This window comes from Mycobacterium sp. 852002-51613_SCH5001154 (genome assembly GCF_001667425.1).
Lineage (GTDB): Bacteria > Actinomycetota > Actinomycetes > Mycobacteriales > Mycobacteriaceae > Mycobacterium.
Genome location: NZ_LZII01000083.1, coordinates 157,406 through 171,470, shown reverse-complemented (window position 1 = coordinate 171,470; position 14,065 = coordinate 157,406). Strand labels below are relative to the sequence as shown.

Here is a 14,065-nt window from a genome sequence, read left to right as displayed (position 1 = left end):
CGTTACGGAGCCACGATGCAGAGTTCTCTAAAGGCTGCGGCTGACTTATTGATGTTGTTATGCGTTCTACCCGTGGGTATTTCGGCGTTCCGCGGTTATCTGCTGAATCCGCTCGTCCATCATCTGCAACTGCGCAATGGCCCTGGTGATCTCGCGCCGGATATCTGTGACACGACTATCTTTTTCAGCGAACCAAGCGCGGAACAGTTCGTCTTCGGTGAATTGATTGAACCGCTGTACCTTGTCCGGCACTTCCCGCAACGCTTTGCGTACCGGCGTGAGTACGGAGGCGAAATTACCGCCGGGAGACGGTGTGGGGGCAGGCTTGTACCTGGGGTACACCGTGCCGTCCGTGCCTGTCACTCTGAGATCGGGTGCCGCCTCGACCACCTCGTCGTCGCTCGGATCATCAAACTCATCCGGTGAGGTGTAGTGATTCACTACACCAGAATTCTTGAGGTCTCGCTGTACGGTCTGATCGGAGATCCCGATGGCTGACGCGACCCCCCGAATGGACAGCCCGGCTTCACGCAGGGAGCACACGACGTCCCGACGTTCCTCCATTGGCAGACGCAACCGAACCGATCGAAACTCGGCGGCGCAATAGGTGTCCCACGACTCGTACCCCAGGATTTGCCACGCCCTTTCGGTGTAGGCGCGGACGACCTTGTCCCACAGGGTGGCTTCGTCCACCTTGATCTCATCGGTGAGTTCACGGGCTTGCTCAACGGTCATTCCACAGGCTGTCTGGACGGCCAGGTTGGCAGCCTCGTGGACAAGTACGGCCGCGCCGTCGGTGGTGCCGATGTCATCATCCGCCTGCGTCGGCGCTGCGGCGATTCTCGCCAAGATCTCGGCGACCCGATCTGTCTGGCCAGGACTGGTTTCGGTCAGCGCCCCCGGCGGCGCGCTCACGCGGCACCTTCCAGCAACTTGAGCAGCGCCAGCGCGGGCACACGAACGCGCCGCTCGCCGAGCTTGATCGTGGGCAGTCGCCCCTCACGCGCCATCGCGTAGCCGTAAGCCCGGCTTACGCCGAGGTAGCGAGCGGCCTGCTCGATACTGAGAGTGGCAGGGCCACTTCGTAATTCGTCCAATGTGGGGGCGTTCGTGGCCGTGGCGCTAGTTTCCATGTTCTCAGAGTACGAGTTGTATGGTGACTATCCAGTCTGTAAAGTCACCAGGATGAAAAATCTTGATGGTGACTCCCGCAAGCCGCAGCGCGGTGATGTCGAGTCGGTCAAGAGTGGAGAAGCAGACCACGGCGACCGTTCCAGCGGCCCGCTCGGTATCGGGCCACCGCCGGATCCCAATAGCCGGGTACGCATACGGTTGCATGATTTCCCGTTTACGTTCGTCGTGCGGGTATCGACATCCAAGCGAACTGGCCCGCGGTTGACGGAGCTGACGATGATCGCGGACGACAATCAGACCGTCGACTACGACGCGATTCGGGCGGTACCCCTCCGCCGTCTGGCTCACAGCGCCGCGCAGTGGATCGAGCGGTGGGGCGGGAACATAGCGTTCGTCGGCGACGTCGCCGAAACCTTCAGCCAGCCCGACAACCCCGTCCCTACGGCCTTCGAGGCCGCGCAGCACGCCAATAAGGCGCTTGCTTTGGGATTGTCCGTGCGCCCATACGTGGCCGAACAGCTGCACGTCAGCAAGACATCCGTCGACCGACTGCTCAAGCGCGCCAAGGCCGAAGGTTGGTTGAACGACGAGCCATTGCCCAAAGGGCGTCAACCGCAACAACGAGAAGTGATCACCGACCAGGAGAACCGACGATGACCGACGAGACGACCGAGGCCCGGGCCACGAAACGTGGTGACCGCACCGACAACTCGATCAAGCGGCTACCGAACGGCAAGGGCTGGCGCGCCCGGCCCACCCTCGGCAGTAACCCGGTGACTGGCAAGCAGGTTCGGCCCACCAAGGTGTTCGCCACCAAGAAGGCGGCGCAGGACTGGGTGACCGAGCAGCGCCAGCAGTGGGCCTCGGCGACGTGGGCACCGAAGTCAACCCAGACCTTCGACGAGGTCGCCGACCACTGGCTTAAGCTGCGCGAGGCCGACTCGTCCATCGGGCCGAACACCGTGCGCGCTGACCGCGAGTCGCTGGCCTATGCCCGCCGGGCGTTCGGCACGGTGCCGGTCCAGAAGCTTAGCCCCGCTGCGCTTGCGGACTGGTCGGCCTCGCTCAATGGCAAGGGCGGCAAGGCACTCGCCCCGGCCACGAAGCGCCGCGCGATCGTCCGGCTCAAGTCGGTGATGGCGCACGCGAAGCGGATGCGCTGGCTCACCTACGACCCCTCGGCGGACCTCGACTCACCCGAGCAGAAGGCGATCACCGCCACCGCCGCCGATGACATCTGGTCACCGAAGCAGATGGGCGCGTTTCTCGACCACGTTGCCCTGCATCGCCTCGCGGGGTGCTTCGCGCTTACGCTGCTCGGGCTGCGCCGCGAGGAGGTCGGCGGGCTGAGGTGGTCGGACGTCGATCTCGAAACCGGCGCGCTGCGCATCCGACAGGCTCGGGTCGACGTCAACGGGCACGATAGGATCGTGCCGACCAAGACCGACCGCAGTGCCCGCGATCTGCCGCTGCCGCCGCGTGAATTGTCGATGCTCAAGGCCATGCGTGCGGTGCACCTACGCGAGCGCCTGGCCGTCGGCCGACCGCTGGCCGGCGCCGAACTGTTGCTCTCGCGGGCTGACGGGACACCGCTGCCGGTGCGCGACTACAGCCGCGAGTTCGCCGCCCAGCGCGCGGCCGCTGGCCTCAAGGCGATCACGCTGGGCAAGCTGCGGCACTCGAATATCTCGCGGATGCGCGCAGCGGGTATCGCCGCCGATGTCGTCGCGGCTTGGCACGGTCACACCGAACGGATGACTCAGGCGGTCTACGGTCGGGTCACCGACGAACGCCTGACCGCCGCGTCAGCAGTGTTCTCGTTGTCTAGTAGTCGGAATGCGAGATCGGTTGGCGCGACTCCCCAAGCGCAGTCTCAATGAGGCTTCGCACTCTTGCGTCTCTCAGGTAAGTGCCAGACGAATGTGTACAGAACCGGCCGACAGAGAGTTCCAGGTTTTGCTCGACGCCGTTGAAGTAGCGATCGAGGTGTCTGGGCAGCGCGACAAGATCGGCTGTGTCGGCAACATTCACCCACCGCCTCACGCCTGGCGGCCGATGGCCACGGCCGTCTGTCGGTCTGGGCTGAAGCAGCGGAAAGATTCGATCGGGGAATGCTAACGGGGAGCCGATCGTAATCAGAAGCTCGACATTCAGCTCAGGGTATTGCCAAAGGGCTTCGTAGGATGCGACAGAACCGAGCGAATGCGCTATCACTACCCGCGGTCGATGCATGCTGATTGTTGACCCAACCGTAGATCTGACCGCTTGCCGCGGAGTCGGATCGGTGGGATGGAAATAGACGACAACCTCGGCGAGGAAGGCTGTCAGGAAGCGATCAACGATCGGGCGGTCCACTCCATACCGCTCGACAAATGAACTGGCCAATTGTCGCATCGGAGCGAAGGCACCCCCTTGTGAAGCAGTACTCTCCCAGCCCAGTTCAGCCATCCAGGTTTCCAGAAGCTGCCGCGGCAACCCACCGAGTGACACATCCAAGGCGTCCAAGTCGTCTTCCGGACCTTGGTTCCCAAGTCGAAGGTGATGCGCGTAATACGCCGCGGCGATCCTGTCCGATTGCTGGGGCGCTAAGCCCAGCTCTACCGCCCATGCTGCAGCCAGACGAGTTGCAGCATCATCGGGGCTTCGCTTCGCATAGTTCCGAATACCATGAATAGCAACGATATCCGCGCTCACGATCCCTTCATATCCTCTTCAGTCGCCTGATCTAACCCGCGGTAGTTCAACACCGCAAGGTCTGGTCGATAGCAGACAGCCAGTGCGCCTCGCGTGATCGCAATGCTAGAGATATCGCTTGGAAATTCATGCTCACCGAGAAGCTCGCCGTCAGGCAGCATCCATACCCTCACTATGTTGTCCGTGCCCCCGGTAACCGCCACGGGAGCTCCATCCAAAGTGCCGCAGGCCGCCGCTGTTACCGCGCCAGCGTGGCGAGAAAAGTGGCCTAATAACATGTTCGGCTCGAACTGTTCCGAGCCCGGCCCTCTACGGCCGAGTTTCCATACCTTGACCGAGCCGTCCCTAAATCCGGTCACGAACAATGGATCCCCGCCAGCGTTTGTGCATGCAACAGTCTCAACACCCGTGGCGTGGTCGGGCAGTGTCATGCTCAAGGACTCGGTTCGAGGACCTAGATACCACACCTTCATTGAGCCGTCACTTGCGCCGGAGACGGCTACGCACTGGCCATTTATCGTTACACTCGCGATGGCCTGTACTGGTGCCTCGTGCCCGGGCAGATCTTGCCACACAAGTTGCTCGGGGTCGCCGATATCCCACACCCTTACGACGCCGCGGCTTCCTCCTATGATCGCGACGGGACGCTCGCCCACCGACCCACACGCCACCGCATGCATGCTTCCGCGAAGATTCGGAAATTCTCGCAGGTAGTGCTTCGGGTGACGTGCAGTGGCATCGCCGAGATCCCACAGTCTGGCGGTCCGAGAACTGATGGATACCGCCACGGGTCGTCCGTTACGTCTGCTTAGTGCCAATCGGCGTACCGCGCCTCGGTTCGGCGCGGTCGTCTTCGCCAAGACAGGTTCGTCGGAACTGCGGACGGACCACAATCGAACTGCGCCGTCGTCGCTGCCTGTCACAAGGAATGGCTCGCCGAAGAGGGTTCCTGAAACAACCGCGTGGATCGGACCGCCACCGGAGGATCGTCGCGTATGTCTTGCCGACGGAGTTGTCAAACCCCAAAGTCGAGTACCTCGTTCGCTTACCGTTACAGCGACCGACGCATCGTCGAGTGTGCAGCACGCAGCCGCGGCGATCGCTCCACCGTCATCGATGCGCCTGCGATCCGAGCGTGCTTTGGCGCCGAGCCACCAGATCCTCGCGGTGCCGTCTTCATGAATGATGAGGAACGGGTCTTTCGCCCTGGGGCCGCAAACAATAGCGCGGACCGCAGAGCCGGCGGAGTAGAGCCTGCGTGCACGTAGCCAGTTTCTGGCCGTATATCCCTTGAACCAATATGAATTCCAACTTTTCTCACTCGGAGGTAAAGCTTCCCAGGATATAACGGTTCCCGCTTCGTCACCTGAAATCACGTAGTCATCAAGATCGTCGCTTCGACATGCAATAGCCCGAATCGCCGATTTGTGTTCAGTAAGCTTCTCGAGCTTTCGAAGACCCTTGCGCCCGCCGAACAACTCCCAGACATGCACCTGCCCATCCTTATTGCCCGAGACCACGATCGACTCTGCAAGCAGATCCCCGAACGCCACCGCCCGTACTCCTTTGGCATGGCCTGCGTCTCCCATTGGGCTCATATCAAAGTTGCGAAGATCCCACATCAAAATTGACTCGCCATCGCTTGCTGTAATCGCGATCGGCATCCCATCTTCGTTACGGCAACTGATAGACCTCACCGCTGTGTTGCACCCCTGTAGCGTCCCGAGGAAAGGAGCTTCCGGGCGAGTGAGGTCCCATACAAGCAATTCGCCCTTATCTGAACCCGTGATGGCGATCGGGCGATCGCCTACAGTCGTGCAAGCGATCGCTTCAACGGCCCCTGCACGTTGTTCACGCATCAGCATGGCGCCGGTCGCAAGGTCCCATGTCTTGATCGCGCCGTCTGAGCCACCAGTAACCGCGATTTGGTGGCCATTGACTTCGGCGCAAGCGACTGCCTTGCTTGCCGAGTCTTCATCAAGTTGGTCGAGCAATGGTGCTCTGTCGTCCATCGCAACACGTGTCGTCCATCTGGTGACGCCTGGGCTTTCTGAAACCGTCGTGACTTCAGAATTCAGCTCGCTGTTACCTAGCCTTGCCGAATCCAATGCGATGCGCTCGAGTCGCTGCTGGGGTGCAGAGACAGCGTGATGCGCAATCGATTCACGGTAGATAGCAGCAGCGGACCGCGCGCCGGGAGAGCGCGCATGCCTGAGGTCGCGGACAATGTTTGTGTGCTCGGCGTAAGCCAGATAGCTCGGGTCGGTCACGACACGGTCGTAGGCGATCGCAGCAATCGCATGCTGGCCAAAGTGGCGCCGAATGTAAGGCGTTGACCTGTTGCGCCAGTCTGGTTTTCCGGTGCCGTAACCGAGGCTTTGCCGAAGTGCGGCAAAGGATGCTTCTACACCATCGGGGACTGAGCCCCTAAGATGCTGTTGCAGGCTTCGATGGAAAAGCGCATATAGCGCGGAGCCATCGTCATCGACATCAGTACGAAGGTAGAACCGGGCTCGGCTTGTGAGGACGTCTCGCAATCGAACATCGCTGCAGTCGGGCAGGGGCGAGTCGTTGAATTCTTGAGCGATTGATCTCGCATGCCCAAGGGGCATGCCGGTGCCTTCCGCGAAGGCGAATGCAGTCAAGATTGGTTTTACCCAAGCGTCTTCGGGATCGTCGCCCTTCGCCTCAAACTCAACCGCGAATGCCTCCTCCACCGACTGCGGAGCGGCGCCGCCCAGCCTCGCCGCAGCCCCGGGCGACATCGGTACTGATTGGGATGCCGCTCTATATGTGTGGAGCTGCGCCAAGAGGTACGGACCGACATCGATCCCGTCGCCTGGCAAGGGAATAACTTTGTCGGCGACTGCCTCGGCGAAAGCTGATGGGATCCGGCTTCCCGTCCAATGCGGAGCATGTTCCCGAAGGAGGCTCACAACGTAGTCAACAATATTGTTGCGCAGTGTGTCTGGATCGAAAGTGTCGAGGTTAAGTACTGCACTAGCGGTTGCATGGACGAACAGCGTGGCGAAACGAGACTCGTCTCGCGTGCCGACCAATAGTCGACAGACGCCGTGGCCACCTGGCTTACGCTCGGTGATCAGACGCTGAAGGAGGCGCAGGTGGACTCCTTCAGGGTCAGTAGCTTCGTCTAGCGCGTCAATAACGACGACGGGTGGGGCCGGCAGCGAGCGTAGTATGGCGACTAGATCGTCGGGCCGGTCAACAGGTTGATCAGGGTTCAACTGGCGAGATAGTGAAAGCACCAACTCACGTAAATCCCGGTTGCGCGCATGTACAGCCGCAAACTGTCCGAGTGTTCGTCGATATGGTCGAGTTACGAATCGCTGCTCAACGCGGTAGGTGAAGGGCTCTAGGATTGGGTGGGCCAGGCAGACGACAACGCCCAGCAGAGCTGACTTACCCATGCCCGGACTCCCGGTAACGATTCTGAGGCAGCCATCTGGCTTATCGCAGTCCAGCCAATCAACAAGGCGATGCAGTTCTTCCTCACGTCCAACGAAGTGGATCCCGGACGTTGCCTGGCTAGAGCCAGCACCCGAGGCCCGCAGAAGGAAATGTCCACCACCAAGTACGGGATCAGCGCTATCCGCCAAAGCCGGCTCTTTTTTCGCTAGCTCGACGAATCCACGCTCGGTGCCGAATCTCCCATAGCTAGGGTTGGGGAACGCGGGGTGGGTGTGTTCGTGTAGTAGTTCGTGACGGCTTGTTACGAGGCGCTGCACTATGATCGCTCTATCGGACTTGCATATCGAATCTAATTCTGCTGCAAGCGCGTTACGTATGAGCCCAAGCGAGATGAACGGGTTAGTGGCGTGGGCACCAAAGTCATCTCCGTTGGCGAGCCTCTGGAAGATCCTCGTCACTGCTCGAGTAAACCTTGCCTGGAACGCGAGTTGACCGGGCTCTGTCGCTGCAAAGACGTAGACCTTGCGGCGGCCTTCATCGACGAAATCAAAGCGCGCCGCATTGCCGGAGTAGCAGACATCAAGGAAGACAAGCAAGTTGGTATGCGAGGCCCCATTGCTAATGCACTCGCTAAGCCAGCTTCGAAGGTCGACCCATTCCCGCGAGCTGAAGGGGTCGCACGAAGCCCCTGCGCCGGCAGCCCAAAGTCCCTGTGAAACAGGGCTGGCCACGCCATGGGTAATTAGATGGACCATGTAATAGGGTTCTTCAGATGCAGATCGCAACCGGTCGCGCAACAAGTTGGCGGTGGGGTTATCGTGCCATTCGATAGGGAGGCCGCATCGGCCGATCTGTTCCATCAACGCTGCTGCGGAGCTCGCATCCAGTGAGTCAAGGTCCGTACCGAACTCGGATACACCAACAATGAGTGCGGTGCCCTCTGGCCCCCCATTCGCCCCCTGCACGCGCTTAACATAGCGTTGAAACTGGCATCAGACGAGGAAATTGCAGCGACCCCCGGAAGGCTCCCATCCATTCGGGTGCCGGCCCGGGAGGGATCGAACCTTACTTCCGAAGTGCACCCAGCAAGGTGTGATAGCCGTCTCGTCTCGGGCATAGGTTATACCCGCCTTCGGGCCTACCACTCGCAGGTCTGGACGCTTCTGTCCCATCCGCGGCCATCGAACGACGCAGTCGGCTGCTCCAACCGACAGAGGATATCGGTTCGTCGATAGAAGTTCCCTTGCACCTCTCGGACCGCCTTTGGCGACCGAATGAGTTCTCTGCCTTGAGAGCCGCGGTTTCCCGAATATCGCGAAGGAGATTTGTTTCTAGGACAAAGTTAGGACATTTGAACGCAACAAGGTACTTGTTAGCAAAGAGCTCAAGGCGGTCTGACCAGGAAGTTTACCAAGTGGAGCTAAGGGGACTCGAACCCCTGACCCCCACACTGCCAGTGTGGTGCGCTACCAGCTGCGCCATAGCCCCAAGTCGTGCCAATCGAAGCTACACCAACCGCCACCCTGGTTCAAAGTTGCTGTTCAGGCCGCCTCGCCGTCCGCCTGGGGCTCCGCCAAGCCGTGCTCCGGATGGATCAGCGTCCGCGTTTCCGGCGCCAGAATCCAACCGGCTGCGGCGATCACCAGGACAATCCCGCTGATGCCGAAGCCCCAACCGAAGCTCAATTCCTCGGCGGCCCAACCGACCGTCACGGAGCCGACGATGGCACCCAGATCGGACAGCATCTGCACCGCCGCCACCGGCATTCCAGCGCGCGCCTCGCTGCCAAGAATGTCCGCCACCGCGGCCTGCATCGGCGACATGAAAACGCCTGTGGTCGCACCGGATACCGCCGCGGCGACCATGAACGCCGGCAACGACGACACGATTCCCAGTGCAGCGGTCGCCACGCCGGACGTCGCCAGGCCGATGATCAACAACGTGCGCCGTCCCATCCGGTCGGACAGGTAGCCGCTGGGAACGACGGCCACGGCGTTGCCGGCCGCGAAGGCCGCCAGTGCCACCCCGATCATTCCGACGCTTTCGCCCATGACGTCGGAGAGAAACAGCGGCACCAGCGCGACGCGCAGCCCAAACGCCGCCCAGCCGGTCGCGAAATTGGCCAACAGCGCTGCCCAATAGGCGCGGAATCGCAGCGCCTGGCGCATCGTCACCGTGGACCGTGTCGGCGGACGGGGCGCGGCGAGCTCCGAATGCCGCAGGCCATAAAACAACACCGCCGCAACCCCCAGCATCGCGATGCCGTACACGATGAATGGCGCGGTCAACCCCCACCCCGCGGTCAGGCCGCCGACGGCCGGGCCGCCGACCGCGCCCACCATGAACGACGTGGTGAACAACCCGGCGATCCGTCCGCGCGCATCGGGCGGGCTGATGTGGATCATCAGCCCCAACGCCGAGACGTAAAACATCGTCGAGCCGATGCCGCTGATGGCCCGGAAAGCCAGTAGTTGCCAATAGGCCTGCGAATACGCGCACGCGATGGTGGACAACGCCACGATCAGCAAACCACCGATGTAAATCCGGCGCTCGCCCAACCGCTGCACCAGCACCCCGCTCACCGGGGCAAAACACAACCGGCTCAACGAAAAGACGGTGACCAAGAAAGTCACCGCCTTGATGCTGACCCCGAAGGTATGGGCGAAAGCGGGCATCGCCGGCGAGATGACGCCATAGCCCAGCGCGACCATGACATTCGCCCAGCTCAGGATCCAGACTTCGCGCGGCAGCCGCGGAGAACGGGAACCACATTCTCGCGAACGGGTAAGCCTGGGGGAAAGAGTCACCCAATGACTTTATTAACCACCTCGCGCGCGGCTTCCTGCACCTCCGCCAAATGCTCGGGGCCATTGAAGGATTCCGCGTAGATTTTGTACACGTCCTCGGTGCCGGACGGCCGCGCGGCAAACCATGCGTTGGCGGTCGTCACCTTCAATCCGCCCAGCGCCGCGCCGTTGCCGGGCGCGGCGGTGAGTTTCGCGGTGATCGGCTCGCCGGCCACCTCGGTCGCGGTCACCTGCTCGGGCGAGAGCTTGGCCAGCCGGGCTTTTTGGTCGCGGTCTGCGGGTGCGTCGACCCGCGCGTAGAAGGGTGTGCCGTATTCGGCGGTCAGCTGCTGGTACCGCTGCGACGGCGTGGACCCGGTGACGGCCAGGATCTCGGAGGCCAGCAGCGCGAGGATGATGCCGTCCTTGTCGGTGGTCCACACCGAGCCGTCGCGCCGCAGGAACGACGCGCCCGCGGATTCCTCGCCGCCGAACCCGATGGTGCCGCCGATCAGGCCGTCGACAAACCACTTGAACCCGACGGGCACCTCGACGAGCTTGCGGCCGATGCCGGCGACCACCCGGTCGATGATCGACGAACTGACCGCCGTCTTGCCGACGGCGATGCCCTCCGGCCACGACGGCCGGTGCGTGTACAGGTAGTCGATGGCCACCGCCAGGTAGTGGTTCGGGTTCATCAGGCCGGCGTCCGGGGTGACGATGCCGTGCCGGTCGGAGTCCGCGTCGTTGCCGGTGGCGATCTGGTAGCGGTCGCGGTTGGCGATGAGCCCGGCCATCGCGTCGGGCGAACTGCAGTCCATCCGGATCTTGCCGTCGTGATCGAGCGTCATGAACCGCCACGTCGCGTCGACCAGCGGGTTGACCACGGTCAGGTCCAGACGGTGCCGCTGCGCGATCTCACCCCAGTAGTCGACGCTCGCCCCGCCGAGCGGATCCGCCCCGATCCGCACGCCGGCCGCGCGGATCGCATCGATGTCGACCACGTTGGGCAGGTCGTCGACGTAGTTGCCCAGGTAGTCGTGCCGCTGGACGGACTGCAGCGCTCGCGCGAATGGCACCCGCCTCACCCCGGAGCCGTCACGGAGAATTTCGTTGGCGCGCTTGGCAATTGCGTTCGTCGCGTCGGTATCCGCGGGGCCGCCGTTGGGCGGGTTGTACTTGAAGCCGCCGTCCGACGGCGGGTTGTGCGACGGCGTCACGACGATCCCGTCGGCCAGCGCTTCGCTGCGGCCACGGTTGTAGGTGAGGATCGCGTGGCTGATCGCCGGTGTCGGGGTGTAGCGATCGCGGGAGTCGATGACGGCCGCTACATCATTGGCCGCGAGGACCTCCAGCGCCGACACCCAGGCCGGCTCGGAAAGGCCATGCGTGTCACGGCCGATGAACAACGGTCCGGTGGTGCCGTGGGCGGTGCGGTATTCGACGATGGCTTGGGTAATGGCGAGGATGTGGGCCTCGTTGAACGCCCCGTTGAGCGCGGACCCGCGGTGGCCTGACGTGCCGAACACCACCTGCTGTGCGACGTCGTCGGCATCGGGCTGGATCGAGTAGTAGGCCGTCACCAGGTGAGGCAAATCGACAAGGTCTTCGGGCTGGGCCGGCTGACCGGCGCGGGGGTGGGCCATGGTTCTCAATTCTGCCCGTGGCGCACCTCGCTGACTTGTCAGGTACTTTTCTGACGTCCCGGATTCACTTACCGGTAAGTCCTGGCAAGGGAAAGGGATCGCGCGTGGCACACGACTATCGCGAGTTGGCCGCGGTTTTCGCCGGCGGGGCGCTGGGTTCCCTCGCCCGGGCCGGCCTGGGCACGCTCGCCGCGGGTGATCCAGCGAAATGGCCGTGGCCGACGTTCACGGTGAACATCGTTGGCGCCTTCCTGCTGGGGTACTTCACCACCCGACTGCTCGAGCGATTGCCGCTGTCGAGTTACCGGCGCCCCCTGCTGGGCACCGGATTGTGCGGCGGGCTCACCACGTTCTCCACGATGCAGGTCGAGACGCTGAGGATGATCGAGCACGGCCATTGGACGCTGGCCGCGGGCTACACCCTCACCAGCATCACCTTGGGCTTGCTGGCGGTGCACTTGGCCACCAAATTGGTGCGCCGGGTACGGATCCGCGGATGACGGCGGGCGCGGTCACGACGGCTGCGGTATGGGCTGGGGTCGCGCTGATCGGCGGCGTCGGGTCGGTGCTGCGCTTTGTGGTCGACCGCGCGGTGGCCCGCCGGGTCGCCCAATCCTTTCCGTTCGGCACGCTGGTCGTGAACATCAGCGGCGCTGCGCTGCTCGGATTTCTCGGCGGCCTGGTGCTGAGCAAGGAGGCGGCCCTGTTGGCCGGCACCGCCTTCGTCGGCGCCTACACCACGTTTTCCACCTGGATGCTGGAAACTCAGCGGCTCGGCGAGGAGCGACAGGTGCGCGCGGCGTTCGCCAACATCGTCGTCAGCGTCGTGCTGGGTGAGGCGGCGGCGCTCCTCGCGCAGTCGATTGCCGAGCGGCTTTGAGTCACCCCTGGGGAACGTCGTCGGGCGTCCGGGGCAGCACATAGAGCGCCATCCGCCGGTTCGACATGTCGTGCTCGCCGAGGAAGGCGCAGCCGCCCCGCTCGCAGAATTTGCGCGCCAAGACATTGCGGTGGTCGGGATCGAACATGATGCGCCGACATCGCGGATCAAGGCCCAAGATGCTGCCCACCAAATGCGGCAGCAGGTAACTGACGTGTCCCCGCTTGATGTAATCCAAATCGGCCACCGCGACATGCAGACCCAGATCGTGCGCATCGTAATCGTACCGGGTGGCGATGGAATCCTTTGCCGCTCGGTACAATTCGATGTAAGCGCGGTCCGTTCCATCGAGCGTCGCGATGAGTGGGCGGGAGAAGCCGCCTCGGAGCTGCGCCCGCAGATAATTACGCCAGCGCGTCATCGGCCACGCGGACTCCCACGCTTCCACCAGGTGCGGCCGGTTCATCCACTCGGCGATCATCTCGGCGTCGGCGTCCGGGTCGACGAGACGCAAACCGTACGGCTCGGGCAATGTGGGTATCGGCGGCGGCGGGACGGCGCGCACCTCGTCGGGGATGTCGGTCAATTCCCGCGGCAGTAGGGGATCCGCCTCGCTCATGCCGGTGCCGCCATCGTCCACTGCTCTGCCAGCTCCGAGACCCATTCGGCAGCCGCATCGGGCCGGTCCGGCGGCGCTGCGACGAGAACCAATTCGTCAACGCCCAACTCGGCGAGGGCGCCGATATCAGCAACGCCCGGATCGCGCAGCGCCACCGCCAGCCGCAGCTGCCCATGATCCCGCCCCGCCTCGGCACACAGCTGCTCCAGTTTGGCGATGCGGTCCCGGACGGCCCCGACGCCGTCGATGTTGAACCCGTACCAGCCGTCTCCCCACGTCGCCACCCGGCGCAGCGCCGAATCGCTATTGCCCCCAACCACGATCGGGATCCGACGATCGTGCACCGGCTTGGGGTTGACACGAATGGCATCGAAGCAGACGAAATCACCGTCGAACGAAGCGACGTCGTCACGCCATAACGCGCGCATCGCCGCAACGTATTCGGCGGTCCGCGCTCCGCGATGGGCGAAAGGCACTGAAAGCGCGGCGAATTCCTCCTTCGACCACCCGACACCGATGCCCAATGCCAACCGTCCGCCGCTGAGCCGATCCAGGCTGGCGGCCTGCTTGGCCACCACCACCGGATTGTGTTCGGGCAGCAGGAGCACGCCCGTCGCCAGTCCGATCCGAGACGAGGCGGCGGCGGCGGCGAAGCTCAGCGCGATCATCGGATCAAGCCAATCCGCTTGTGCGGGAACAGCGATGACGCCGTCATCCGAATAGGGATAGGGAGAGGCGGGCCGGTCGACCATGACGACGTGTTCGCCGACCCACAGCGTGGCGAAGCCGCGGTCGTCCGCCGCTGACGCGACGGCATCGATCACCGCGCGGTCGGCGCCGGCACCGATTCCCAGGGCGTGCAATCCCAGCCGCATCG

Annotated in this window: 12 protein-coding genes and 1 tRNA gene; 4 read left to right on the top strand and 9 right to left on the bottom strand. The window is 63.1% G+C overall.

Annotation, left to right across the window (positions count from 1 at the left end; genetic code table 11):
- Positions 1-66: 66 nt before the first annotated feature.
- Both A5750_RS22680 and A5750_RS22675 read right to left on the bottom strand, forming a co-directional pair.
- Positions 67-915 (bottom strand): pilin, encoded by an 849-nt coding sequence (locus tag A5750_RS22680; protein WP_067265834.1) that lies wholly within the window; start codon positions 913-915, stop codon positions 67-69.
- Positions 912-1,133, bottom strand: coding sequence for a helix-turn-helix domain-containing protein (locus A5750_RS22675; RefSeq protein ID WP_067265830.1), 222 nt, complete (start codon positions 1,131-1,133; stop codon positions 912-914). The genes A5750_RS22680 and A5750_RS22675 overlap by 4 nt, the downstream gene beginning before the upstream one ends.
- Here A5750_RS22675 and A5750_RS26005 point away from each other — a divergent pair.
- Together A5750_RS26005 and A5750_RS22660 are read left to right on the top strand one after the other, a co-directional pair.
- Positions 1,132-1,791 (top strand): hypothetical protein, encoded by a 660-nt coding sequence (locus A5750_RS26005; protein ID WP_156664390.1) that lies wholly within the window; start codon positions 1,132-1,134, stop codon positions 1,789-1,791. The two genes, A5750_RS22675 and A5750_RS26005, sit on opposite strands and share 2 nt — an antisense overlap.
- A complete protein-coding gene (locus A5750_RS22660) occupies positions 1,788-3,014 on the top strand; it encodes a site-specific integrase (protein ID WP_067265819.1) in 1,227 nt (408 codons plus the stop codon). Before A5750_RS26005 ends, A5750_RS22660 begins: the two co-directional genes overlap by 4 nt.
- Here the strand turns inward: A5750_RS22660 and A5750_RS26000 are convergent.
- The 5 genes from A5750_RS26000 to pgm form a co-directional block, all read right to left on the bottom strand.
- Complete coding sequence (locus A5750_RS26000) at positions 2,959-3,828, bottom strand: hypothetical protein (protein WP_156664389.1); 870 nt, start codon at positions 3,826-3,828, stop codon at positions 2,959-2,961. The two genes, A5750_RS22660 and A5750_RS26000, sit on opposite strands and share 56 nt — an antisense overlap.
- A complete protein-coding gene (locus A5750_RS25585) occupies positions 3,825-8,117 on the bottom strand; it encodes an AAA family ATPase (RefSeq protein ID WP_156664388.1) in 4,293 nt (1,430 codons plus the stop codon). Before A5750_RS25585 ends, A5750_RS26000 begins: the two co-directional genes overlap by 4 nt.
- A 555-nt stretch (positions 8,118-8,672) precedes the next feature.
- Positions 8,673-8,745: transfer RNA gene (locus A5750_RS22655), tRNA-Ala, on the bottom strand.
- Between the two features lie 53 nt (positions 8,746-8,798).
- Positions 8,799-9,968, bottom strand: coding sequence for an MFS transporter (locus A5750_RS22650; protein WP_067265816.1), 1,170 nt, complete (start codon positions 9,966-9,968; stop codon positions 8,799-8,801).
- Between the two features lie 92 nt (positions 9,969-10,060).
- A complete protein-coding gene (gene pgm / locus A5750_RS22645; protein ID WP_067265813.1) occupies positions 10,061-11,689 on the bottom strand; it encodes a phosphoglucomutase (alpha-D-glucose-1,6-bisphosphate-dependent) in 1,629 nt (542 codons plus the stop codon).
- A gap of 104 nt (positions 11,690-11,793) precedes the next feature.
- Between pgm and crcB (A5750_RS22640) the strand changes: the two genes are divergently transcribed.
- A complete protein-coding gene (crcB, locus tag A5750_RS22640) occupies positions 11,794-12,189 on the top strand; it encodes a fluoride efflux transporter CrcB (RefSeq protein WP_066952241.1) in 396 nt (131 codons plus the stop codon).
- Positions 12,186-12,569: a fluoride efflux transporter CrcB gene (gene crcB, locus A5750_RS22635; protein WP_067265811.1), complete on the top strand. Its 384-nt coding sequence runs from the start codon at positions 12,186-12,188 to the stop codon at positions 12,567-12,569. The genes crcB (A5750_RS22640) and crcB (A5750_RS22635) overlap by 4 nt, the downstream gene beginning before the upstream one ends.
- 1 nt (position 12,570) lies before the next feature.
- On the opposite strand, the gene A5750_RS22630 is transcribed toward crcB (A5750_RS22635), so the two are convergent.
- Together A5750_RS22630 and A5750_RS22625 are read right to left on the bottom strand one after the other, a co-directional pair.
- Positions 12,571-13,188 carry a GNAT family N-acetyltransferase gene (locus A5750_RS22630; RefSeq protein ID WP_066952647.1) on the bottom strand — a complete coding sequence of 206 codons (618 nt, stop codon included), beginning with the start codon at positions 13,186-13,188 and terminating at the stop codon, positions 12,571-12,573.
- Entirely contained in the window at positions 13,185-14,063 is an 879-nt protein-coding gene (locus A5750_RS22625) for an LLM class F420-dependent oxidoreductase (protein ID WP_067265808.1), read from the bottom strand. Before A5750_RS22625 ends, A5750_RS22630 begins: the two co-directional genes overlap by 4 nt.
- Positions 14,064-14,065 lie beyond the last annotated feature (2 nt).